Annotated in this window: 22 protein-coding genes and 1 pseudogene; 3 read left to right on the plus strand and 20 right to left on the minus strand. The window is 70.3% G+C overall.

What is annotated here, in order from left to right; genetic code table 11:
• Positions 1-13 precede the first annotated feature (13 nt).
• From OCU_RS42395 to OCU_RS42435, 9 genes are all read right to left on the minus strand, one after another.
• Complete coding sequence (locus tag OCU_RS42395; protein ID WP_014380689.1) at positions 14-910, minus strand: tyrosine recombinase XerC; 897 nt, start codon at positions 908-910, stop codon at positions 14-16.
• Positions 911-942: 32 nt separating this feature from the next.
• Positions 943-2,103, minus strand: coding sequence for a lactate 2-monooxygenase (locus OCU_RS42400; protein WP_009954248.1), 1,161 nt, complete (start codon positions 2,101-2,103; stop codon positions 943-945).
• 25 nt (positions 2,104-2,128) lie between these two features.
• Positions 2,129-2,998 (minus strand): siderophore-interacting protein, encoded by an 870-nt coding sequence (locus OCU_RS42405; RefSeq protein ID WP_014380690.1) that lies wholly within the window; start codon positions 2,996-2,998, stop codon positions 2,129-2,131.
• 33 nt (positions 2,999-3,031) lie between these two features.
• On the minus strand, positions 3,032-4,171 hold the full coding sequence (gene dprA / locus OCU_RS42410; protein WP_193375156.1) for a DNA-processing protein DprA: 1,140 nt from the start codon (positions 4,169-4,171) through the stop codon (positions 3,032-3,034).
• Positions 4,172-4,197: 26 nt separating this feature from the next.
• The gene (locus OCU_RS42415; protein ID WP_014380692.1) at positions 4,198-5,709 is read right to left on the minus strand and encodes a YifB family Mg chelatase-like AAA ATPase; all 1,512 of its coding nucleotides are present in this window, start codon (positions 5,707-5,709) and stop codon (positions 4,198-4,200) included.
• Positions 5,709-6,083: a YraN family protein gene (locus tag OCU_RS42420; RefSeq protein WP_043955203.1), complete on the minus strand. Its 375-nt coding sequence runs from the start codon at positions 6,081-6,083 to the stop codon at positions 5,709-5,711. The genes OCU_RS42415 and OCU_RS42420 overlap by 1 nt, the downstream gene beginning before the upstream one ends.
• Before the next feature lie 119 nt (positions 6,084-6,202).
• Complete coding sequence (gene fdhD / locus OCU_RS42425) at positions 6,203-7,024, minus strand: formate dehydrogenase accessory sulfurtransferase FdhD (RefSeq protein ID WP_009955202.1); 822 nt, start codon at positions 7,022-7,024, stop codon at positions 6,203-6,205.
• Positions 7,024-9,363 carry an FdhF/YdeP family oxidoreductase gene (locus OCU_RS42430; RefSeq protein WP_029384859.1) on the minus strand — a complete coding sequence of 780 codons (2,340 nt, stop codon included), beginning with the start codon at positions 9,361-9,363 and terminating at the stop codon, positions 7,024-7,026. The genes fdhD and OCU_RS42430 overlap by 1 nt, the downstream gene beginning before the upstream one ends.
• A 46-nt stretch (positions 9,364-9,409) precedes the next feature.
• Positions 9,410-10,399 (minus strand): NAD-dependent epimerase/dehydratase family protein, encoded by a 990-nt coding sequence (locus OCU_RS42435; RefSeq protein ID WP_014380694.1) that lies wholly within the window; start codon positions 10,397-10,399, stop codon positions 9,410-9,412.
• Positions 10,400-10,590: 191 nt separating this feature from the next.
• Between OCU_RS42435 and OCU_RS42440 the strand changes: the two genes are divergently transcribed.
• Positions 10,591-11,361 carry a GAF and ANTAR domain-containing protein gene (locus OCU_RS42440; RefSeq protein ID WP_014380695.1) on the plus strand — a complete coding sequence of 257 codons (771 nt, stop codon included), beginning with the start codon at positions 10,591-10,593 and terminating at the stop codon, positions 11,359-11,361.
• Between the two features lie 7 nt (positions 11,362-11,368).
• On the opposite strand, the gene OCU_RS42445 is transcribed toward OCU_RS42440, so the two are convergent.
• The 4 genes and pseudogenes from OCU_RS42445 to rplS form a co-directional block, all read right to left on the minus strand.
• Positions 11,369-11,674, minus strand: a complete 306-nt coding sequence (locus tag OCU_RS42445) for a DUF2469 domain-containing protein (RefSeq protein WP_003875077.1) — start codon at positions 11,672-11,674, stop codon at positions 11,369-11,371.
• 15 nt (positions 11,675-11,689) lie between these two features.
• Positions 11,690-12,461, minus strand: a pseudogene (locus OCU_RS42450) (ribonuclease HII).
• Positions 12,462-12,463: 2 nt separating this feature from the next.
• Positions 12,464-13,360 carry a signal peptidase I gene (gene lepB / locus OCU_RS42455; protein WP_009955193.1) on the minus strand — a complete coding sequence of 299 codons (897 nt, stop codon included), beginning with the start codon at positions 13,358-13,360 and terminating at the stop codon, positions 12,464-12,466.
• Positions 13,361-13,462: 102 nt separating this feature from the next.
• Entirely contained in the window at positions 13,463-13,804 is a 342-nt protein-coding gene (gene rplS, locus OCU_RS42460; RefSeq protein ID WP_007775353.1) for a 50S ribosomal protein L19, read from the minus strand.
• Between the two features lie 353 nt (positions 13,805-14,157).
• Here rplS and OCU_RS42465 point away from each other — a divergent pair, with 353 nt between their 5' ends.
• A complete protein-coding gene (locus OCU_RS42465) occupies positions 14,158-15,144 on the plus strand; it encodes a serine hydrolase (protein WP_014380696.1) in 987 nt (328 codons plus the stop codon).
• On the opposite strand, the gene trmD is transcribed toward OCU_RS42465, so the two are convergent.
• The 5 genes from trmD to OCU_RS42490 form a co-directional block, all read right to left on the minus strand.
• Positions 15,141-15,836: a tRNA (guanosine(37)-N1)-methyltransferase TrmD gene (trmD, locus tag OCU_RS42470; protein ID WP_014380697.1), complete on the minus strand. Its 696-nt coding sequence runs from the start codon at positions 15,834-15,836 to the stop codon at positions 15,141-15,143. The genes OCU_RS42465 and trmD overlap by 4 nt on opposite strands.
• A gap of 10 nt (positions 15,837-15,846) precedes the next feature.
• On the minus strand, positions 15,847-16,362 hold the full coding sequence (gene rimM, locus OCU_RS42475) for a ribosome maturation factor RimM (protein ID WP_008258891.1): 516 nt from the start codon (positions 16,360-16,362) through the stop codon (positions 15,847-15,849).
• A gap of 9 nt (positions 16,363-16,371) precedes the next feature.
• The gene (locus OCU_RS42480) at positions 16,372-16,614 is read right to left on the minus strand and encodes an RNA-binding protein (RefSeq protein WP_003878715.1); all 243 of its coding nucleotides are present in this window, start codon (positions 16,612-16,614) and stop codon (positions 16,372-16,374) included.
• 8 nt (positions 16,615-16,622) lie between these two features.
• A complete protein-coding gene (gene rpsP, locus OCU_RS42485) occupies positions 16,623-17,144 on the minus strand; it encodes a 30S ribosomal protein S16 (protein WP_009955188.1) in 522 nt (173 codons plus the stop codon).
• Positions 17,145-17,363: 219 nt separating this feature from the next.
• Complete coding sequence (locus tag OCU_RS42490) at positions 17,364-17,783, minus strand: nuclear transport factor 2 family protein (RefSeq protein WP_009955187.1); 420 nt, start codon at positions 17,781-17,783, stop codon at positions 17,364-17,366.
• Positions 17,784-17,842: 59 nt separating this feature from the next.
• Here OCU_RS42490 and OCU_RS42495 point away from each other — a divergent pair, with 59 nt between their 5' ends.
• Positions 17,843-18,730 carry a D-alanyl-D-alanine carboxypeptidase family protein gene (locus tag OCU_RS42495; RefSeq protein ID WP_009955186.1) on the plus strand — a complete coding sequence of 296 codons (888 nt, stop codon included), beginning with the start codon at positions 17,843-17,845 and terminating at the stop codon, positions 18,728-18,730.
• A gap of 16 nt (positions 18,731-18,746) precedes the next feature.
• On the opposite strand, the gene OCU_RS42500 is transcribed toward OCU_RS42495, so the two are convergent.
• Together OCU_RS42500 and OCU_RS42505 are read right to left on the minus strand one after the other, a co-directional pair.
• Positions 18,747-19,340, minus strand: a complete 594-nt coding sequence (locus OCU_RS42500; protein WP_014380699.1) for a TetR/AcrR family transcriptional regulator — start codon at positions 19,338-19,340, stop codon at positions 18,747-18,749.
• A gap of 1 nt (position 19,341) precedes the next feature.
• Positions 19,342-21,174, minus strand: coding sequence for an N-acyl-D-amino-acid deacylase family protein (locus OCU_RS42505; RefSeq protein ID WP_014380700.1), 1,833 nt, complete (start codon positions 21,172-21,174; stop codon positions 19,342-19,344).
• Between the last annotated feature and the right edge of the window lie 3 nt (positions 21,175-21,177).

The raw sequence follows: 21,177 nt of genomic DNA on the forward strand, positions 1-21,177 counted from the left end.
GCCGCGGCGGCGCTCAGGCGCGGGGGTGGGCTTGGTCGTGCACGGCGCGCAGCCGGGACACCGCGACGTGGGTGTAGAGCTGCGTGGTCGCCAGGCTGGAATGGCCGAGCAGCTCCTGGACGACGCGCAGGTCGGCGCCCCCTTCGAGGAGGTGTGTGGCCGCACTGTGCCGCAGGCCGTGCGGACCCATGTCCGGCGCGCCGTCCACCGCGGCGACGGTCTGGTGCACCACCGTGCGGGCCTGGCGGACGTCGATCCGGCGTCCCCGCGCGCCCAGCAGCAGCGCCGGGCCTGAGTCGGCGTTCACCAGGGCGGGACGCCCGTCGGCCAGCCACGCGTCGAGCGCCTCGGCGGCCGGCGCCCCGAACGGCACGCTGCGCTGCTTGTTGCCCTTGCCCAGGACGCGGACCAGCCGATGCCGGGTGTCCACGTCGTCGATGTCCAGGCCGCACAGCTCGCTGACGCGGATCCCGGTGGCATACAGCATCTCGACGATGAGCCGGTCCCGCAGGGCCATCGGCTCACCTTGCTGCGCACCGGATTTGGCGGCGGCCAGGGCGTCGAGGGCCTGGTCCTGGCGCAGCACCGCGGGCAGGGTGCGGTGCGCCTTGGGAACCTGAAGCCGCGCGGCCGGATCCGTGTCCAGCAGGCCACGCCGGACGGCCCAGGCGGTGAACGCCTTGACCGCCGAGGTGCGCCGGGCCAGTGTCGTGCGGGCGACGCCGGCCGCGGCCGCGGCGGACAACCACGAGCGCAGCAGCGGCAGGCTCAACCCGTCCAGGCCGGCGCCGCGCTCCGCGGCGAACGCGAGCAGCGAGCGCAGGTCGCCCAGGTAGGCGCGGCGGGTGTGCGCCGAACGCAGGCACTGCAAATCCAGGTATTCGTCGAACTCCTCGAGGATCGCCTGCACTCCCCCACGGTCGCAGGGCCGGCCGGGGCGCTCTAGCCGACGCGCCGCAGCGTGTCCGGGCTGAGATCTTTGAGCGTGGGATAGCCGTCGACGGCCATGATGAGGTCCGTCTCGGCGAGGATCGAGCGCAGCACGTGCACGATGCCGTCGTCGCCGCCGAGCGCCAGGCCGTAGGCGTAGGGCCGGCCGATACCCACGGCCGTCGCGCCCAGCGCGAGCGCCTTGACGACGTCGGCCCCGCTGCGCACGCCCGAGTCGAACAGCACGGGCAGCCCGTCGGCGGCCTCGACGACGCCCGGCAGGCAGTCCAGCGCGGGCAGGCCGCCGTTGGCCTGGCGCCCACCGTGGGTGGAGCAGTAGATGCCGTCGACGCCGCCGTCCTTGGCCCGCCGGGCGTCGTCGGGATGGCAGATGCCCTTGATGATCAGCGGCAGGTCGGTCAGTGACCGCAGCCATTCGAGGTCGTCCCAGGTCAACGGGTTTCCGAAGGTCGTGATCCACTGCAGCACGGTGCCTTGCGGGTCCTCCTCGGGCGGGCGCTGCAGGCCGGCGCGGAAGATCGGATCGCTGGTGTAGTTGCTCAGGCAGAGCCCCCGCAATTGGGGGAAGTTGGCCGTGGACAGGTCGCGCGGGCGCCACCCGGGAATCCAGGTGTCGAGGGTGACGATGATGCCCTGGAAGCCGGCGGCTTCGGCCCGCCGCACGAGGCTGGCGGCCAGGTCACGATCCTTCGGCGTGTAGAGCTGGAAGAAGCCGGGGGTATCGCCGAACTGGGCGGCGACGTCTTCCATCGGGTCGGCGGTCAGCGTCGAAACCACCATCGGGACACCGGTTCTCGCGGCCGCGCGCGCGGTGGCCAGGTCACCGTGGCCGTCTTGGGCGCAGATGCCGATGACGCCGATCGGCGCCATGAACACCGGTGATGGCAAGGTCAGGCCGAACATCTGGACCGACAGGTCGCGGTCGGCGGCGCCGACGAACATGCGCGGGATCAGGCCCCAGCGATCGAACGCCTCCCGGTTGGCCCGCTGCGTGCGTTCGTCACCGGCGCCGCCGGCGACGTACGACCACACCGACGGCGACATCGCCCGCTCGGCGCGGGCCTCCAACTCCGCGAAGGCCATCGGCAGCGGGGGCGCGATTCCGCCCAGGCCCTTGAAGTAGATCTCGTTCTGGTAGTCCGCGAATGCCATGGAAACGAGAATGCCAGTCGAGCGGTCAGGCGGACGAGTTCGCCGTCTCCGCCTCGGATTCTGACTGGGCGAGTTCTTTCTTCCACTGGCGGAAGGTCTCTTCGGTGCGGCCGCGGCGCCAGTAACCCGAGATGGACGACGCCCATTTCGCGTCCACGCCCCGCTCCTTGCGGATGTAGGGCCGCAGGTTGTGCATGACCGTCTGCGCCTCGCCGTGGATGAACACGTGCACCTGCCCCGGCAGCCACGGGGCGCTGGTGACGGCCTCGATCAGCGGGGCGTGATCGCCGGCGCGGTCCTCGGGCACCAGGTCGGCGCGTCCGCCGCGATACACCCAGTGCACCTCGACGCCATCCGGTGCGGTCAGCGGGATCTCGTCCTCCGGCCCCGCCACCTCGATGAACGCCTTCCCGACCGCGCTGGGCGGCAACGCCTCCAGGGCCGCGGCGATGGCCGGCAGCGCCGATTCGTCGCCGGCCAGCAGGTGCCAGTCGGCGGCGGGGTCCGGCGTGTAGGCGCCGCCGGGGCCCATCAGGTAGATCGGCTGGCCGGGCTGGGCGGTGGCCGCCCACTGGCCGGCCGTCCCGTGCTCACCGTGCACGACGATGTCCAGCGCGATCTGGCGGGCCTCGACGTCGACGTGCCGGACGGTGAGGGTGCGCACCGTGGGCCTCTTCTCCGGGGGCAGACCGGCGAAGCTGTCCAGGGTGAGCGGCTCGGGAAGACCGGCGACGTCCACGTCGTCGGCGACGAACGCCAGCTTGACGTAGGAGTCGGTGAACTTGCTGGGCACGAAGGCGTCAAAATTCTTGCCCCGCAGCACCACCCGCACCATGTGCGGGGTGAGTTGCTCGGTACCGACAACTTCGAAGCATTGCAGCGGTCGACCTGCCACGTGTCCTCCTGTCCGACGCCCGACCCGCCTCGACTATACGAGCCGCGGCGTTGAGGCAGCGTGGCCCGCGGTCGCCCGGACGATTCGCCACAGCCCGTCCTGGCGCTGTACCAACCCGGCCAACTCGAGCATCGCCAGCGGCCCCAGCGCCTGCTCGGGCACCAGCCCCGACGCGACCGCGATCTCGTCGACCGTGGCGGCGCCGCGGCCGGGCAACGCCTCGTATACCCGGCGCTCGGCCTCGCTCAGGCCGTCCAACGGCGTGACCGGCCGCGGCTCGTCGGGCGCCAGTTCGCCGATGTGGCCGATCAACTCGACGATGTGCTCGGCGCGGGTGACCAGCTCGGCGCCGTCGCGCAGCAGCGCGTGGCAACCCGCCGACGCCGACGAGGTAACGGGTCCGGGCACCGCGGCCACCACCCGCCCCAGCGCCCGCGCCCAGGCCGCGGTGTTCGCCGCCCCGCTGCGCAGGCCCGCTTCCACCACCACCGCCGCGCCGGAGACGGCGGCCACCAGGCGATTGCGGGTCAGGAACCGGTGACGGGCCGGGCGGACGCCGGGGGCGTATTCGGTGAACAACAGCCCCTGCTGGCCGATGCGGTGCAGCAGCGCGGTGTGACCGGCCGGGTAGGGGACGTCGAGCCCGCCCGCGAGGACCGCCACGGTGATGCCGTCGCAATCCAGCACGGCCCGGTGGGCCGCGCCGTCGATGCCGTAGGCACCGCCCGAGACGACGGCCACGTCGCGTTGCGCCAGGTCGGCGGCGAGTTCGGCGGCCATCTGCTCGCCATAGGCCGTCGAGGCGCGCGTCCCCACCACGGCGGCGGCCCGCTGCGCGACCTCGTCGAGTCGGGCGGGCCCCTGCGCCCACAACACCATCGGCGGGCCGCCGCGCCGCCGTGCTTCGGCGCCGCCGAACGCGGCGAACGCCAGCACCGGCCACTCGTCGTCGTCGGGCGTGATCAACCGGCCGCCCCGCCGGGCGATCGCCTCGAGATCGGCCGCCGACGTGTCGATGTCGCGCCTGGCCTCGGTGTGCCGGGCCAGGACGTCGTCGACCGCGCCCCGCCGGACCCGCTCGGCCGCCTCGACCGGGCCGACACGCCGCGCCAGGGCGGCGAGCCCGGCGCAGGGCGGTTCGGCCACCCGGGACAGATACGCCCACGCCCGCAGCGCGCGCTGCCGGCCGGTCGGGGCGCTCACCGCTGCGTCCCCGGCTGGCGAAAGCTCAGTGCGGCGGCGACCTCGTCGAGCCCGGGCGACGTGCGGCCCGCCAGGTCGGCCAGGCTCCACGCGACCCGCAGCGTGCGGTCGAGGCCCCGGATGCTGATCAGGCCGCGATCCAGCGCCCTTTGCAGCGGCTCCATCGCCGCTTTGCTGGGGCGGAACTTTCGGCGCAGCAGGGTCCCGCTGACTTCGGCATTGGTGCGAAAGCCGTGCGGCTGCCAGCGCTGCGCGGCGGCCGCACGGGCGGCCGCCACCCGCTGACGCACCTGTGCCGTGGATTCGCCGTCGCGACCCGAGAACGCCGTCGCCCGCACCGGATCCATCTGCACCCGCAGGTCCACGCGGTCCAGCAACGGCCCGGACAACTTGCCCAGGTAGCGGCGTTTGGTCGCCGCCGGGCACATGCAGTCCCGCGGATCGGCCGGCGCGCACGGGCACAGGTTGGCGGCCAGCACCAGCTGGAACCGGGCCGGATAGCACGCCACCCCGTCGCGGCGGGCGAGGCGAATCTCGCCGTCCTCCAACGGTGTTCGCAAGGCCTCTAAAGCGCTGACCCGGATCTCGGCGCACTCGTCGAGGAACAGCACCCCGCGGTGGGCCCGGCTGACGGCGCCCGGTCGCGCCATCCCGGAGCCCCCGCCGACCAGGGCCGCCACGCTGGAACTGTGGTGGGGCGCCACGAACGGCGCCCGGGTGATCAACGGTGTGTCCCCCGACAGCAGCCCGGCCACCGAGTGGATCGCGGTGACCTCCAGCGACTCGCTCTCCGACAGCGGCGGTAGCAGGCCCGGAAGGCGTTGCGCCAGCATCGTTTTGCCCACACCGGGCGGCCCGGTGAGCATGAGGTGGTGCGCGCCGGCGGCGGCCACCTCCACCGCGAAGCGCGCCTGCGTCTGGCCGACCACGTCGACCAGGTCCACCACCGGCTCCTCCGGCGTGCGGTCCGGATTGACCCGGTTGTGCAGGGCGCCGGTGCCGCCGAGCCATTTCTTCAGCTGCCCCAGGGTCCGCACGCCCCACACGTCGATGCCGTCCACCAGGCTGGCCTCGGCGAGGTTGTCCGCCGGGACCACCACGGCCGGCCATCCGTCGCGCTTGGCGGCGAGCACGGCGGGCAGCACCCCGCGCACCGGCCGGACCCGCCCGTCCAGCGAAAGCTCGCCCAGCAGCACGGTCTTCTCCAGCCGGTCCCACGGGTTTTTTCGCTGCGCCGAGAGCACCGCCGCGGCCAGGGCGATGTCGTACACGCTGCCCATTTTCGGCAGCGTCGCCGGCGACAACGCCAGCGTGAGCCGCGCCATGGGCCAGTCGTTGCCGCAATTGGTGACCGCGGCCCGGACCCGGTCGCGCGACTCCTGCAGCGCGGCGTCGGGCAGACCCACCAGGTGCACGCCCGGCAGTCCGGACGTGATGTCGGCTTCGATCTCCACGATCTCGCCGTCCACGCCGCGCACCGCGACGGAGAACGCGCGCCCCAGCGCCATCAGCCGACGCCTTGCAGGTGGGTGATCTCCGGGGTGCGCCGGCGTCCGACCCGCACGCCGATCACGTCGATGCGGATCGCCGCCCACCGCCGGTCCTGGCCGGCCAGCCACAGCCCGGCCAGCCTGCGCAGCCGCCGGACCTTGCGCGGGGTCACCGCGTGCGCCAGTCCCCCGTAGCCGTCGCCGGTGCGGGTCTTGACCTCGACGAACACCGCCGTGCCGGCGCGGTCGCAGGCGATGATGTCGAGTTCGCCGTAGCGGCAGCGCCAGTTGCGGTGCAGGATCCGCAATCCCGCCCGCGTCAGGTGGTCCACGGCGAGCGCCTCGCCCATGGCCCCCAGTTGGATCCGGGTCATCGTCGTTTCGGTTGTCATGCGGGCCACGGTGCCCGCCGGGGCCGACGGGTCGGGCCGCCGTCGCGGGCCGCGGCCGCCCGCGCCCGCGGGTTATCCCCAGTGCGGCCTCCATCCACAGGAGGCCGGGCAACACTGGGTCACGCGATGCGGTCGGCCCTGGTGTAGATGTTCATCGAGTCCTCGCGCAGGAACGCCACCAGCGTGATGCCGGACTCCTCGGCCAGCGAGACCGCCAGCGATGACGGCGCGGAGACGGCCGCCAGCACCGGAATCCCAGCCATTACGGCCTTCTGCGTCAACTCGAAGGATGCCCGCCCGCTGACCAGCAACACCGAGGCTGCCAGCGGCACCCGCCGATGCTCCAGCGCCCAGCCGATCACCTTGTCGACCGCGTTGTGCCTGCCTACGTCCTCGCGCACCACCAGCATCGTGCCGTCGACGCCGAACAGCGCGGCCGCGTGCAACCCGCCGGTGCTCTCGAAAACCTTTTGCGCGGAACGTAGTTGGTCCGGCATCGCCTTCAGCGTGGCCGGGGCTACGGTCGCGGGATCGGCACCCGGGGTGAACCGGCTGCTCAACCGCACCGCATCCAGGGACGCCTTGCCGCAGACCCCGCACGACGAGGTGGTGTAGAAGTTGCGGGTGACGTCGAGGTCGGGTTTGGGCACCCCGGGCGCCAGCGTCACGTCCAGCACGTTGTAGGTGTTGGCGCCGTCGTCGTCACGCCCGGCGCAGTAACGGATGCTGTGGATGTCGTCGCGGCCGCCGATGACCCCTTCGGTGAGCAGAAAGCCTTGGGCGAGTTCGATGTCCGCGCCCGGCGTGCGCATCGTCACGGTGACCGCCGCGCCGTCGACCCGGATCTCCAAGGGCTCCTCGACGACCAGGGTCTCCGGCCGGGTGATCGCCTTCTCGGCGGTCAGATGCGTGACCCGCCGGCGTGACGTTACGTGCCCCACTACGCGGTTTCACCGCCGGCGGCGGGCTCCACCCGGATGACGACGGCCTTCGACACCGGGGTGTTCGACTTCGCCGCAGTGTGATCGAGCGGAACCAGCGGGTTGGTCTCGGGATAGTAGGACGCGGCGTTGCCGACGGGAGTCGAATACGCAACCACCAGAAAGTCTTTCGCGCGCCGTTCCTGAAGCCGGCCCTCGGCGTCCGTCCACTCCGACACCAGATCGACGCGCCCTCCCGGGGTCAGGCCCAGCGCGTCGATGTCGGCGGGGTTGATGAACACCACGCGGCGCCCGCCCTTCACCCCGCGATAACGGTCGTCGAGGCCGTAGATCGTGGTGTTGTACTGGTCGTGGCTGCGTATGGTCTGCAGCACCAGCCGGCCCTCGGGCACCGGCACCCATTGCAGCGGGTTGACGGCGAAGTTGGCCCGCCCCGTGCTGGTGTGGAATTCGCGCGTGTCACGCGGCGGGTGCGGCAGCTGGAATCCGTCGGGCGCACGCACCTTGCGGTTGTAATCGGCGCAGCCGGGGACCACCGCGGCGATCGCGTCGCGGATGGTGTCGTAGTCGGCGGCGAAGCTCTCCCACGGAACCGGGTGCGCCGCACCGAGAAGCGTGCGGGCCAGCCGGCACACGATTTCCACCTCGCTGCGCACCTGGTCGCTGGGCGGGTGCAGGCTGCCGCGGGACAGGTGCACCATCGACATCGAATCCTCAACCGAGACAACCTGTTTGCGCCCACCTCGAACGTCGCGGTCGGTGCGGCCGAGGGTGGGCAGGATCAGCGCCGTATTCCCGTGCACGAGATGGCTGCGGTTGAGTTTGGTCGAGATCTGCACGGTCAGCGCGCAATTGCGCAGGGCGGCCTCGGTGACGACGGTGTCGGGGGTGGCCGAGGCGAAGTTGCCGCCCATACCCACGAACACCTTCGCCCGCCCGTCGCGCATCGCCCGGATCGCGGCCACGGTGTCATACCCGTGCTTGCGGGGAGTGGCGATGCCGAACCGATCATCCAGGGCGGCCAGAAACTCCTCGGGCATCTGCTCCCAGATGCCCATCGTGCGGTCGCCCTGCACGTTCGAATGTCCGCGCACCGGGCACACCCCGGCGCCCGGCTTGCCGATCATGCCCCGCAGCAGCAGCAGGTTGGTGATCTCGCCGATGGTGGCCACCGCGTGCGCGTGCTGCGTCAGGCCCATCGCCCAGCACACCACCGTCCGCCGCGACGCCATCAGCATGTCGGCGACGCGGTCGAGCTGTCGGCGTTCGATGCCGGTGGCGGCGAACACGTCGTCGAGGTCGATGTCGAGGGTTCGGCGCCGGTATTCGTCGAACCCGGCGCAATGCGCGTCGACGAACGCGGTGTCGATGACGGTCCCCGGGGCGCGGTCGTCGGCCTCCAGCAGCAGCCTGCCCAGCCCGGCGAACAGCGCCATGTCACCGCCCAGGCGGATCTGCACGAATTCGTCGGCGATCGGGATGCCGTGCCCGACGACGCCATGCACCTTCTGCGGGTCCTTGAACCGGATCAGCCCGGCCTCGGGCAGCGGGTTCACCGCAATGATGTTGGCGCCGTTGGCCTTTGCCTTTTCCAACACCGACAGCATCCGCGGGTGGTTGGTGCCCGGGTTTTGTCCGGCGATGACGATCAGGTCGGCCAGCTCGACGTCCTCGACGGTGACCGAACCCTTGCCGATGCCGATCGACTCGGTGAGCGCCGAGCCCGAGGACTCGTGGCACATGTTGGAGCAGTCGGGCAGGTTGTTCGTGCCGAACGACCGGACCAGCAGCTGGTAGCAGAACGCGGCCTCGTTGCTGGTGCGGCCCGACGTGTAGAACACCGCCTCATCGGGGCTGTCCAGGGCGCCGAGCTGGTCGGCGATCAGCCGGTAGGCGGCGTCCCAGCCGATCGGCCGGTAGTGGTCGTCACCGGGACGCAACACCATGGGGTGGGTGAGCCTGCCCTGCTGGGACAGCCAATACTCGGGCTTCGCGGACAGCTCGGCGACCGAGTGCCGGGCGAAGAACTCCGGTGTGACGGTGCGCTTCGTGGCCTCCTCGGCGACGGCCTTGGCGCCGTTCTCGCAGAACTCGGCCAGCTTGCGACCGCCGTGCTCCTCGGGCCACGCGCACCCGGGGCAGTCGAAGCCGTTGCGTTGGTTGAGCCGGGCCAGCACCGCCGCGGTGCGCAGCGCGCCCATCTGCTCGAACCCGCGTTGCAGCGAGACCATCACCGCCCGAACGCCCGCCGCCTCGCGCTTGCGGGGCGTGACGGTGACCGCGTGTTCGTCGTAGTCGACAGCGGCAGGCCCGGACACGGCCGAGCGGTGAGACCTCACAGCATCAAATTACCGCTTGGCGGGGGCCTCAGACCGCTCAGACCGCTCAGACCGCGGAAGCCAGCGCCGCCAGGGCCTGCGCCGAGGAGTAGAGCGGCCGCCAGCCCAGTTGGGTCTTGGCCTTGGTGGTGTCCATGACCATCGACGTGCGCGCGGTGTGCAGCCATTCCAGCATCGCCGGCATCAGCGGAACGCGCGAAATCGCCGCCGAGGCCGCCGAGGCCGCGACGGCGGGAACCCGGACCGACCGCGCGCCCAGGGCCTTGGCCACGTCGGCCACCGACACCACGCCGTCACCGGCGATGTTGTACGCGCCCGGCGGCGCCGGTGCGGTGGCCGCCAGCGCGATCGCGGAGGCGACGTCGTCGTGGTGAACCAGCTGCAGCCCGACACCCGGATCCGGCACCACCGGTTTCAGCAGGGGAACGGCCTTGAGCGCCTTGACGACGGCGCGGATCGGGCCGGGCAGCTGGTTCCACGGCATGGCGTCGGCCAGGGCGGTGGCGTTGGGCCCGGCGACCACGCACGGCCGCAGGACGAAGACCTCCAGCGGCGAATCCCGGGTGATGTCGGCGAGCATCGCCTCGCACGTGGCCTTCTGCGCGGAGTAGTAATGCTCGGCGGACCCGCGCACCGGCACGTCCTCGGTCAGCGGGACCGGATTGTCGGCGTGATAGCCGTAGGCCGCCACCGACGAGGTGTAGACCAGGCGCCGCGGCCGCTCGGCGGCCACCGTCGCCTCGAAGACGTTGCGGGTGCCCTGCAGGTTGACGCGGGCGCTCTCGTCGCGCGAGCCCATGATGATGAAGGCCAGGTGGATCACCACGTCGGCCTGCGCGACCACGGCGTCGACGGCCTCGCGGTCCAAGATGTCGCCCCGCTGATAGGTAGTCTTGAGCCAGCCGCGTGAGGACGGGTCGAACGGGCGGCGCGCCATCCCGATGATGGCGTCGACGGCCGGTTCGCGCTCGAGCGCCGTCACCGCGGAGATGCCGATCTCCCCGGTGGGCCCGGTCACCGCGACGGTCACACCCATCTAGACGTCCTTCCCTCCCGTTCCCAACCGAAACCCTGCGCGGAAACGCCACCGCGGTCAAAGGCGACGGACGGGTCGCTCACCGATTCGCTGCGACCGGGCCAAACCGCGTGTAAGGGTGGGGCCGGCGACCGATAATCTACGGCGACCGAAGGGTCACAGCGCCAACACCGCAGGAAACGAGGCACAGCATGGCGGACAACGCGAAAGCCCGTGCGGTCGCGCCCCCGACTGGCGGGGAGAAAGCCGACCCCTCGACGGTTTTCGCAGCTCTGGCCGAAATCATCTATCGGGGCTCGGATGCCAACGAGATGTACGCGGCCATCTGTGTCGCCGCCACCCTGGCCATCCGCGGCTGCGACCACGCCAGCCTGATGGTGCGCGAGAACGACCGGTACGTCACCGTCGGCGCCAGCGACCGGCTGGCGCAGCAGGTCGACGAGCTGGAACGCCGCGCCGGCGACGGCCCGTGCATCGATGCGATCGAGGAGGAGACGCCCCAGATCGAGCCCGACCTCACCACGCCGTCGCTGTGGCCCAAGCTGGCGGCAGTGCTGGTCGCGGAGACACCGGTGCGGGGGGCGATGGGATTTCGCCTCCTGGTCGACAAACGCAAAGGCGCGGCGCTCAACCTGTTCAGCGATACCCCGAACATGTTCGACGCCGAGTCCGCCGGGCGGGCGGCGGTGCTGGCGGCCTTCGCGAGCGTCGCCATCAACGCGGTCGCCAAGGGGGAAGACGCCGCCAGCCTGCGCCGGGGACTGCTCAGCAACCGCGAGATCGGCAAGGCGGTCGGCATGCTGATGCTGCTGCACGACATGAGCGAGGACGACGCCTTCGACCTGCTGCGCCGCCACTCCCAGGCGCTGAACATCAAGCTGGCCGAGGTCGCCCGCGCGGTGATCGAGCAACGCGGCCAGCTGCCCGCCCTCGCGGAAAACCAGGTGCCGCCGAACGCCTGACCGGCGGTTATTCGGGGAGCCGCAGCTCGGGCTTCTCGACCTCTTCGATGTTGACGTCCTTGAAGGTGACCACCCGCACCTGCTTGACGAAACGCGCCGGGCGGTACATGTCCCACACCCACGCGTCGGACAGCCGCAGCTCGAAGTAGACCTCGCCGTCGGCGTTGCGCGGCGTCATCTCCACGCTGTTGGCCAGGTAGAAGCGCCGTTCGGTTTCCACGACGTAGCTGAACTGGCCGACGATGTCCTTGTATTCGCGGTACAGCGAGAGCTCCATCTCGGTTTCGTACTTTTCGAGATCTTCTGCGCTCATCTGCCACTCATCCGCTCAGACGTCCTTCTCCCACATGGTGTCCCCGGGACCCTGGCCCCATCTTTCCTCACCGATATCCGTCGCGCTGCAGCGGTGGGTCCGGATCGCAGTCGGCCACCAGCCTGGTGCCCGATCCGTTCGCGACGCGCCGCACGTTGATGAACGAATAGCGGTGCTCCGGACACGGGCCCAGCCGCGCCAGCGCCGTGCTGTGCGCCGGCGTGCTGTAGCCCTTGTGCAGGGCGAAGCCGTAGCCGGGATGATCGGCCTCCATGGCCACCATCAGCCGGTCGCGGCTGACCTTCGCCAGCACGCTGGCCGCCGCGATGCACGCCGCGACCGCGTCACCACCGATGACCGGCAGCGACGGGACCGCCAGGCCGGGCACCCGGAAACCGTCGCTGAGCACATAGCCCGGCCGCACGGACAGCCCGGCGACGGCGCGGCGCATCCCCTCGATGTTGGCGACGTGCACACCGCGGCGGTCCACCTCGGCGGGCGGGATGAACACCACGTGGTAGGCCAACGCGTAGCGGCGGATGAGGGGGAACAACTTCTCGCGGGCGGCCTCGGTGAGCTTCTTGGAATCATCAAGCGCGGCAAGGCTTTCCATTCGGCCCGGGCCGAGCACACAGGCGGCCACCACCAGCGGGCCCGCGCAGGCGCCGCGGCCGACCTCGTCGACGCCGGCCACCGGGCCCAGCCCGTTGCGGTACAGCGCCGACTCCAGGGTGCGCAACCCTGACGACTTCCGGATCACCGTGCGCGGCGGCCACGTCGTGGCCATGGCTACCGAGTCTGCTGCGGGTTCACCGACTCCACGCCACCCCAACGGGACGGCGGCCATACGATGAACCTGGCCTTGCCGATCACATTGGACACCGGCACGGTCCCCGTGGTGGGGTCGCCCGTGCACAGCACGCCCTTGAGCGCCTCGGCGGGCACGCTGGTGCAGTGGGCGCGCGAATCCGCCGAGTGCGTCCGGTTGTCGCCCATCACCCACAGCCGCCCGGCCGGGACGGCGACCGGCCCGAACTCACTGCCCAGGCACGGGTAGACCGACGGGTCGGCCGCCATGGTGTTGCGATCCAGGTACGGCTCCTTCAGCGGCTTGCCGTCGACCGTCAACCCGGTCTCCGCCCGGCACGCCACCGTCTGCCCGCCGACCGCGATAACCCGCTTCACCAGGTCGTTTTCGTCCGGCGGGACGAAGCCGATGAACGACAGCGCGTTCTGCATCCAGCGCAGCACGGTGTTGTTCGACCGGATCGACTTGTAGCCGAGGTTCCACGGCGGCGGCCCCTTGAAGACGATGACGTCGCCGGGGCTCGGCGCGCTGAACCGGTAGCTGATCTTGTCCACCATGATCCGGTCGCCGACGCAGCCGGTGCAGCCGTGCAGCGTGGGCTCCATGGATTCCGACGGGATCAGGTAGGGCCGCGCCACGAAGGTCAACATGACGTAGTAGAGCACGACGGCGATGACCGCCAGCAGGGCGAATTCGCGCAGCGTGGAGTGCTTGGCGGCGGCGGGTTCGGACGCCTGGTCCGCGGGGCCTGGTTCGGGAACCGGCCCGTCGGCCGCCGCGGCGTCGTCGGGGCGCGTCTCCGGATTGCGCGTAGAGACCTTCGGATCTGAGTCGCCAGCGTGGGACTGGGGGTTAGATGAATCCGCGGTGTCGGTCACGTGATCAGCGTAGCCAGCACAGGTTGTCGCCCGGCAAGCCGGCGAGTGATCCGCTTCGGAAACCCGTAAGGCGAATCACCAGCGCCGCCAAGGCGTCCCGGCTCAGCGCTTCTCCTTGATCTTGGCCTTCTTGCCGCGAAGCTCCCGCAGGTAGTACAGCTTGGCGCGGCGGACGTCACCACGGGTCACGACCTCGATGTGGTCGATGTTGGGCGAGTGCACCGGGAAGGTCCGCTCGACGCCGACGCCATAGCTTTCCTTGCGGACGGTGAAGGTCTCGCGGATGCCACCGCCCTGGCGGCGGATCACCACGCCCTTGAACACCTGGATGCGCTCCTTGGCGCCCTCGATGACCTTGACGTGCACGTTGATGGTGTCGCCCGGGCCGAAAACCGGGATGTCGTCGCGCAGCGACGCCTGATCGACGAAGTCCAGCCGGTTCATCTGAGAGACACTTCCTTGAGGTCGCGGCCGACGGCAGCTACCCACACGTAGGTGTGAGGCGGTCGCCGAGCCGATGGGCTTTCTGGCGTATCTCGCAGCGGGCGGGAAATGGCGCGGGCGGCCTGCAGCCGCTGGAGACAACTGGTCAATTGTGCCAGACGGTGCGCGTGCCGCGAAAATCACACGAAGTCGGCGGTTCGCGGCGAGCCGAATGCGCTGGTGAATGGTACATATGACTGGGGTCGGAACGCGCTACCCGCACCATTGCGTGACGGCCGGTACGGGTGGCGCGCGAGGGTCCGCACCGCTGCACTGTGTCCAAGTCACGTCCGAAGTCGCGCCGAAGGAGTGGAATGCGGGTACGGCCACTGACGCTGCTCACCGCCACCGCGGCGGTGACGTTGCTGGTTGCGGCCGGTTCCGAGGCGCTGGTTCAGGCCAAGGTGTACAGCCTGCCTATCAACGCGCCCGTTCGGGTCATCCCGCAGCGGCCGGCACCCGCACCACCGCAGTCGGCGGCGCTGATGCTCGAAGCCGCCACACCGCCGCAGGAGCCCCAGCCACCCCAGGCGCTGCCCGGCGCGGGGTCCGCCCCGCTGCAGGCCCGCGTCCAGCAGGCCACCGAGGAGGCCGCCGCGAGCGGCGCCGCGCTGTCGGTGGCCATCCTCGATCGCCGCACCCACCAGCTGGTTTCCAACGGCAACGGCCAGGTCGTGGGCACCGCGTCGGTGGCGAAGCTGTTCATCGCCGACGACCTGTTGCTGCACCAGGCCGAGGGCAAGGCCGCCCTGAGCGCCGAGGACCGCCAGGCGCTCGACATCATGCTGCAATCCTCCGACGACGGCGCCGCCGAGCGGTTCTGGGGGCAGGGCGGCGGGTCCGCCATCATCTCCGAGGTGGCCGCCCGCTACGGCCTGGCGTCCACCACCCCGCCCAGCGACGGGCGCTGGTGGAACACGATGAGTTCGGTGACCGACCTGATCCGCTACTACGAGATGCTGCTGGACGGCTCCGGCGGCCTGCCCGCCGACCAGGCCAAGATCATCGTCAACGACCTGGCCCAGTCCACCCCCAACGGCGTCGACGGCTACCCGCAGCGGTTCGGCATCCCGGACGGCCTGTACGCCGAACCGGTCGCCGTCAAGCAGGGTTGGATGTGCTGCATCGGCAGCGACTGGATGCACCTGTCGACGGGCGTGATCGGGGCCGACCGCCGCTACATCATGGTGGTGCAGTCCCTGCAGGCCTCCGACGACGCCACCGCGCGGGACACCATCACCCGGGCGGTCAAGACGATCTTTCCCGAGGGCCGCGTCGACGCGGTGGCGCGCGGCCTCTAGTCTTCCGGGTCAAGCAGCTCCGGGCGGCGTTCGCGGGTGCGCTGCAGCGAGATCTCCCGTCGCCACGCGGCGATTCGCGCATGGTCACCGGAGAGCAACACCTCGGGGACCTGCAGCCCCCGCCAGGTCGGCGGACGGGTATAGCTCGGCCCCTCCAGGCGGCGGTCCAGCGCCGGCGAGTGCGAATCATCATGGCGCGACGCGGGATTGCCCAGGACGCCGTCGAGGAGCCGCAGCACGGCCTCGATCATCACGACGGCGGCCGACTCGCCGCCCGGCAACACGTAGTCGCCGATGGAGACCTCTTCCACCCGCATCCGCCGTCCGGCGTCCTCGATGACCCGCTGGTCGATGCCCTCGTAGCGGCCGCACGCGAACGCCAGGTGCTTCTCGGCGCTCCAGCGCGCGGCGGTGGCCTGCGTGAACAGGGCCCCGGCCGGCGTCGGGACCACCAAAAGCGTTTCGCCGGAGCAGATCTCGTCGAGGGCATCACCCCACACCGGCGCCTTCATCACCATCCCCGGGCCGCCGCCGTAGGGGGCGTCGTCGACCGAGCGGTGCACGTCGTGCGTCCACCGCCGCAGGTCGTGTACCGCCAAATCGACCAGCCCGGACTGAATCGCCTTGCCCGGCAACGATTGCCGCAGCGGGTCCAGGTAGGCGGGAAAGATCGTGACGACGTCGATTCTCATCTCGAAGGCCCTACAGATCCAGGAGGCCTTCGGGCGGATCGATCTCGATGGTGCCGTCGTCCAGCGACACCGACGTCACGATCGCGGTCACGAACGGCACCAACGCCTCCCCGGATTCGCGCCGCACCGCCAACAACTCCCCCGCGGCGGTGTGCAGGACCTCGGCGACGACACCGACGTCGTGGCCCGTGATCGTCCGCACGTGCAGGCCTTCGAGTTCGTGATCGTAGTAGGTGTCGGCCTCGTCGATCGGCGGCAAATCGTCGGAATCGACGACGAACAGGGTGCCGCGCAGCGCGTCGGCGGCGTCGCGGTCGGTGATGCCGGCCAGCCGCACCAGCAGCCGCCCGCCGTGTTCACGCGCGCTCTCGACGACGAAATCCCGCTCCCCACCGCCGCGGGACGCCTTGCCGCGCAACGTATTACCCGGCGCGAACCGGGCGTCCGGGTCGTCGGTGCGGATTTCGACGACGATTTCGCCGCCGATCCCGTGCGCTTTGACGACGCGCCCGACGGTCAATTCCACCGGGGTTCTCTACTGGTCGGTGTCCACCACGTCGACGCGGATGCCGCGACCGCCGATACCGGCGACCAGCGTGCGCAGCGCGGTCGCCGTGCGACCGCCGCGGCCGATCACCTTGCCCAAGTCGTCGGGGTGGACGTGGACCTCGACCGTCCGCCCCCGGCGGCTGGTCACCATGTCGACCCGGACGTCGTCGGGGTTGTCAACGATCCCGCGAACCAGGTGCTCAACAGCGTCAACGACAACCGTACTCATCGCCGCGGTCAGCTCTCGGTGGTCGACTCGGCCTGCTCGCCGCCCTCGGTGGGCGCCTCGGCCGGCTTCGTCTCGGCGGTCTGCGCGGCGCCCTCGGACTCGGCCTTGGACTCGCCCTCGGCGGCCTTCGCGGTCTTCTTCGCCGGGGACTTCTTCTTCGGCTTCGCGGCCTCGGTGGTCGGTCCGCCCTCGGCCTCGGCCAGCGCGGCGTTGAACAGCTCCAGCTTGCTGGGCTTGGCGGGCTTGACCTTCAGGCGGCCCTCGGCCCCGGGCAGGCCCTTGAACTTCTGCCAGTCGCCGGTGATCTTCAGCAGCTTGAGGACGGGCTCGGTGGGCTGGGCACCCACGGACAGCCAGTACTGGGCGCGCTCGGAGTCGATCTCGATGAAGCTCGGGTCTTCCTTCGGGTGATACCGGCCGATGACCTCGATGGAGCGACCGTCGCGCCGGGTCCGCGCGTCGGCGACGGCGATGCGGTACTGGGGATTGCGGATCTTGCCAAGCCGGGTGAGCTTGATCTTGACAGCCATGGTTAAGCGACTTCTCCTGTGTGTGTCACGCTGCAATTCAGCGATCGGGGCGGGAATGCCCGGATCCGGTTTTGCCTCGCGTTTCTGACCGGCCGGCGATGCGTGATCGCTCGGCGGACAGCCGCCTATTGTGCCAGACCAGGGGCGGCGATCAGAAATTGTGGCGATCGCAAGCGCGGCGCAGCCGGGCGCGGCGGGTCGCCACCATCCGGTCGAGCCTCACATCACCTTCTGGAAGACCTTGGTCTCCACGCGCCGGGTCATCCGCCAGCCCTCGGGGGTGCGCGCGAACTCGTCGTCGTACCAGAGGCCGCAGAACAGCACCTGCTCGTTATCGCCACCGAGCACCATCGGGTTGAAGCAGATCACCCGCGACGACGCCGTGTCCCCGTCGATGCGTACCGAGAAATTGCCGAGCATGTGGGCATACACCGGGAAGTTGGGCAGCACCTCGGCCAGCCACTTCTTGACCTCGGGATAGTGCCCCTCGATGCCGCCCAGCGCCGTGTAGTCGATGTAGGCGTCGGGGGTGAACACCCGGTCCAGGTCGTCGAAGCGGCGGTTGTCGATGGCGGTGGAGTAATCCACCAGAAGCTGCTGGATCTCAAGGCGGTCGGATATCTCGGCCAGGCTCAACATGCATCGGACAGTAGACGAAAATCCGCGGCGACAAGGGCCGGAAGTTAGACTCTCGGCCCATGCGGAAGCTCGTGGGCTCGGTGTCCGGGATGGCCGCGGCGCTGCTCGCCGTCGTCGCGTTCGGTGCCCCTGTCCCCCTCTCGCGCGCCGACAGCAGCCAACCGATCGGCTCGATCCCCATCCCCGACGGCCCGGCGCAGACGTGGATCATCGCCGATCTGGACAGCGGTCAGGTGCTCGCCGGCCGCGACCAGAACGTGGCCCACCCGCCGGCGAGCACGATCAAGACGCTGCTGGCCCAGGTGGTCCTGGATTCGGTGAGCCTGGATTCCACGGTGGTCGCCGACGTCGCCGACACCCAGGTCGAATGCAACTGCGTCGGCATCAAACCGGGCCGCACCTACACCGCGCGCCAGCTCCTCGACGGCCTGCTGCTGGTCTCGGGCAACGACGCCGCCAACACGTTGGCCCACATGCTGGGCGGACCCGACGTCACCGTCGCCAAGATGAACGCCAAGGCGGCCTCGCTGGGCGCCACCAACACGCACGCGGCGACGCCGTCCGGCCTCGACGGCCCGGGCGGGTCGGGCTCGTCCACGGCGCACGACCTGGCCGTGATCTTCCGCGCGGCGATGGCCAACCCGGTGTTCGCGCAGATCACCGCCGAGCCGTCGGCGATGTTCCCCGGCGATAACGGCGACCGCCTCATCACCAACCAGGACGAACTGCTGCAGCGCTACCCCGGTGCGATCGGCGGCAAGACAGGGTTCACCAACGCCGCCCGCAAGACCTTCGTCGGCGCCGCCGCGCGCGGTGGCCGCCGGCTGGTGATCGCCATGATGTACGGGTTGGTGAAAGAGGGCGGGCCGTCGTATTGGGATCAGGCGGCGACGTTGTTCGACTGGGGATTCGCGCAAAGCCCGCAGGCCGGCATCGGCTCGCTGTAATCGCCGCTCGCGCAGCTCAATCCGGCAGCGCGGCGGTCAGCAGCGCCATCAGCACCGGGATCCGCCGGGCCGCGATGTCCGGTTGCGGCAGCACGCCTTCCACCACGGCGGCGCCGTCGAACACGTTGGTCATCAGCGCCACGAACACCGGGAAGGTGTCCTCGGGGAAGCGTTCGGCGCCCGGGAGCGCCCGGGCGGCGTCGTGGATCTTCGCCGCATACTGCCCGAGCTCGTGTTGCAAAGTCTCCCTGAGCTTTTCGTCGGTGCGGGCGGCCACCAGCAGTTCATAGATGACGGCGTTGGCCGGACCGCTGGTGATGTCACGCAGGATCCCCAGGGCCGCCTCCAGGGCCGGCCGGTCGGCGGGTATCTCGGCGACCCCCTTGGTGAACGACTCCAGCTGGCGGCGCAGCACCTCCGACGCCGTTGCCGCCATGAAATCGCCCATGGTGTCGAAGTGCCGGAACAGCGCGCCCACCGACACCCCGGCCCGCTTGGTGATCACCGCGGCGGACGCCCGGGCGTAGCCGACCTCGATGATGGTGGCGATGCAGGCGTCGAGCAGCCGCCCGACGGTTTCCTCGCGGCGCTGTTGCTGGGTTCTGGCCATGTCAGGCGCTCTGGGTCAGGGCGCCCTGTGGTCGGCGGGCGCGCTCGCCGGCCCGCAGGTAGCGGCCCGACGTCACGGTTTGCCCGTAGCCGTCGCGGAATCGGCCCCCGCCGAACACGACGACGCCGCCCACCCCGGTCGCGACGACGGCGTGGTCGTTGCGATTGACCATGCGGCGCAGGCCACCGTAGAACGGCACCGCTTCCTCGTGGTAGCGGTCGACGGATTCGTCCAGACCGGCCGGGTCGATGACTACGAAGTCCGCGCGGTCGCCGACCCGCAGCGTGCCGGCGTCGATGCCGAACCACTCGGCCAGTTCGCCGGTGAGCCGGTGCACCGCCTGCTGTATCGACAGGAAGGGCGCGCCGGCCCGGTGCGCGTCCTGGGTGCGCTTGAGCATGCGCAGTGCAAAGTTGTAGAACGCCATGTTGCGCAGGTGCGCGCCGGCGTCGGAGAAACCCATATGGATGCTGGGGTCGGCGGCGAGCTTGTCGAGCTGCTTGGGCCGGTGGTTGGCCACGATCGTGGTCCACCGGACGTTGCGCTCGCCGTTTTCGACGAGCACGTCGAGGAACGCGTCCAGTGGGTGCAGGCCACGCTCGTCGGCGATCGCACCGAAGCTCTTGCCGATCAACGACGCGTCGGGGCATTCGACGATGACCGCGTCGTGAAAGTCGCGGTGCCACAGCGACGGTCCTAGCTTGATGCGGTCGAACTCGCGGCGGAACCGACGACGATAGGCCTCGTCGGCCAGAAGTTCGTTGCGCTGCAACTGATCCCGCAGGTGAAGCGCTGCGGTGCCCGCCCCGAACTCCTCGAACACCGGCAGATCGATTCCGTCGGAATACAATTCGAACGGCACCGGCAGGTGCTGGAACCGCACGCTGGACCGCAGCAAGGTGTTGAGCACCCGGGTGCCGAGCCCGAAGGTGTGCACGGCGAGCGGCATCGACTTGGCGTCCGCGGAGACCAGCATGCTCATCCGGACTCCCTTGCCGCGCCCGAAGATTCGGCTGCTGGTCAAGAAGAACATCAGCGACAGGATCGGGTTCTGAAGATTCGGTGCGCTCTGCAGGATCCGGCCGCGCTTGCGCAGGACTTTGATGAGTTTGCGCCGTTCCCGCCAGGTCGCGAAGGTGGACGGCAGCGCGCGGGACCGGAAACGGTCGCCGTCGAGTTTGTCGATGGCCGCGTCCATCCCGGACATGCCGAGCAGCCCGGCGTCCAGCGCCTCGTCGAGCAGCGCCGCCATCTTTTTCAGCTCGTCGTCGGTGGGCCGAACCGTCGGGTCGGTGGCCCGTTCCAGTCCGAGCACCGCGGTGCGCAGGTCCGAATGACCAAGCAGCGAACCGACATTGGGGCCCAGCGGCAGGGCGTTGATCGCCTTGACGTATTCCGCCGCCGTCGACCACGTCCGGCCCGAACTCAGCGCGCCGAAGACGTATTCGCGCGGCACCGCCTCCACTCGGCTGAACAGATCGGCGGCGTCCTCGGAATCGGCATAGACGGTCGACAACGAGCAGTTGCCCAGCAGCACGGTGGTGACACCGTGGCGCACCGACTCGCGCAGGCCGGGGTCCAGCAGCACTTCGGCGTCGTAGTGGGTGTGCACGTCGAGGAAGCCGGGCACGACCCATTTGCCGGCCGCCTCGATCACCTCGGGGCAACCGGTCTCGTCCAGCGCCTCGGCCGAGACGGCGACCACGACCCCGTCGCGGATGCCCAGCGTGCGGGTGAGCGGCGCGGCGCCGGTGCCGTCGAACCACAATCCGTCGCGAATGATCACGTCGTAGGCCATGGCGTCCTTCCGGTCATCGTTGCCGAACGCTAACATAGA

This window comes from Mycobacterium intracellulare ATCC 13950 (genome assembly GCF_000277125.1).
GTDB lineage: Bacteria > Actinomycetota > Actinomycetes > Mycobacteriales > Mycobacteriaceae > Mycobacterium > Mycobacterium intracellulare.

What these genes read in the sequence shown, in the direction of transcription:
- OCU_RS42400 (WP_009954248.1), bottom strand. Translation starts at nt 2,103, where the DNA reads ATGGCATTCGCGGACTACCAGAACGAGATCTACTTCAAGGGCCTGGGC.
- OCU_RS42415 (WP_014380692.1), bottom strand. Translation starts at nt 5,709, where the DNA reads ATGGCGCTGGGGCGCGCGTTCTCCGTCGCGGTGCGCGGCGTGGACGGC.
- OCU_RS42420 (WP_043955203.1), bottom strand. Translation starts at nt 6,083, where the DNA reads ATGACAACCGAAACGACGATGACCCGGATCCAACTGGGGGCCATGGGC.
- OCU_RS42435 (WP_014380694.1), bottom strand. Translation starts at nt 10,399, where the DNA reads ATGGGTGTGACCGTCGCGGTGACCGGGCCCACCGGGGAGATCGGCATC.
- OCU_RS42440 (WP_014380695.1), top strand. Translation starts at nt 10,591, where the DNA reads ATGGCGGACAACGCGAAAGCCCGTGCGGTCGCGCCCCCGACTGGCGGG.
- OCU_RS42445 (WP_003875077.1), bottom strand. Translation starts at nt 11,674, where the DNA reads ATGAGCGCAGAAGATCTCGAAAAGTACGAAACCGAGATGGAGCTCTCG.
- rplS (WP_007775353.1), bottom strand. Translation starts at nt 13,804, where the DNA reads ATGAACCGGCTGGACTTCGTCGATCAGGCGTCGCTGCGCGACGACATC.
- OCU_RS42465 (WP_014380696.1), top strand. Translation starts at nt 14,158, where the DNA reads ATGCGGGTACGGCCACTGACGCTGCTCACCGCCACCGCGGCGGTGACG.
- trmD (WP_014380697.1), bottom strand. Translation starts at nt 15,836, where the DNA reads ATGAGAATCGACGTCGTCACGATCTTTCCCGCCTACCTGGACCCGCTG.
- OCU_RS42480 (WP_003878715.1), bottom strand. Translation starts at nt 16,614, where the DNA reads ATGAGTACGGTTGTCGTTGACGCTGTTGAGCACCTGGTTCGCGGGATC.
- rpsP (WP_009955188.1), bottom strand. Translation starts at nt 17,144, where the DNA reads ATGGCTGTCAAGATCAAGCTCACCCGGCTTGGCAAGATCCGCAATCCC.
- OCU_RS42490 (WP_009955187.1), bottom strand. Translation starts at nt 17,783, where the DNA reads ATGTTGAGCCTGGCCGAGATATCCGACCGCCTTGAGATCCAGCAGCTT.
- OCU_RS42495 (WP_009955186.1), top strand. Translation starts at nt 17,843, where the DNA reads ATGCGGAAGCTCGTGGGCTCGGTGTCCGGGATGGCCGCGGCGCTGCTC.
- OCU_RS42500 (WP_014380699.1), bottom strand. Translation starts at nt 19,340, where the DNA reads ATGGCCAGAACCCAGCAACAGCGCCGCGAGGAAACCGTCGGGCGGCTG.
- OCU_RS42505 (WP_014380700.1), bottom strand. Translation starts at nt 21,174, where the DNA reads ATGTTAGCGTTCGGCAACGATGACCGGAAGGACGCCATGGCCTACGAC.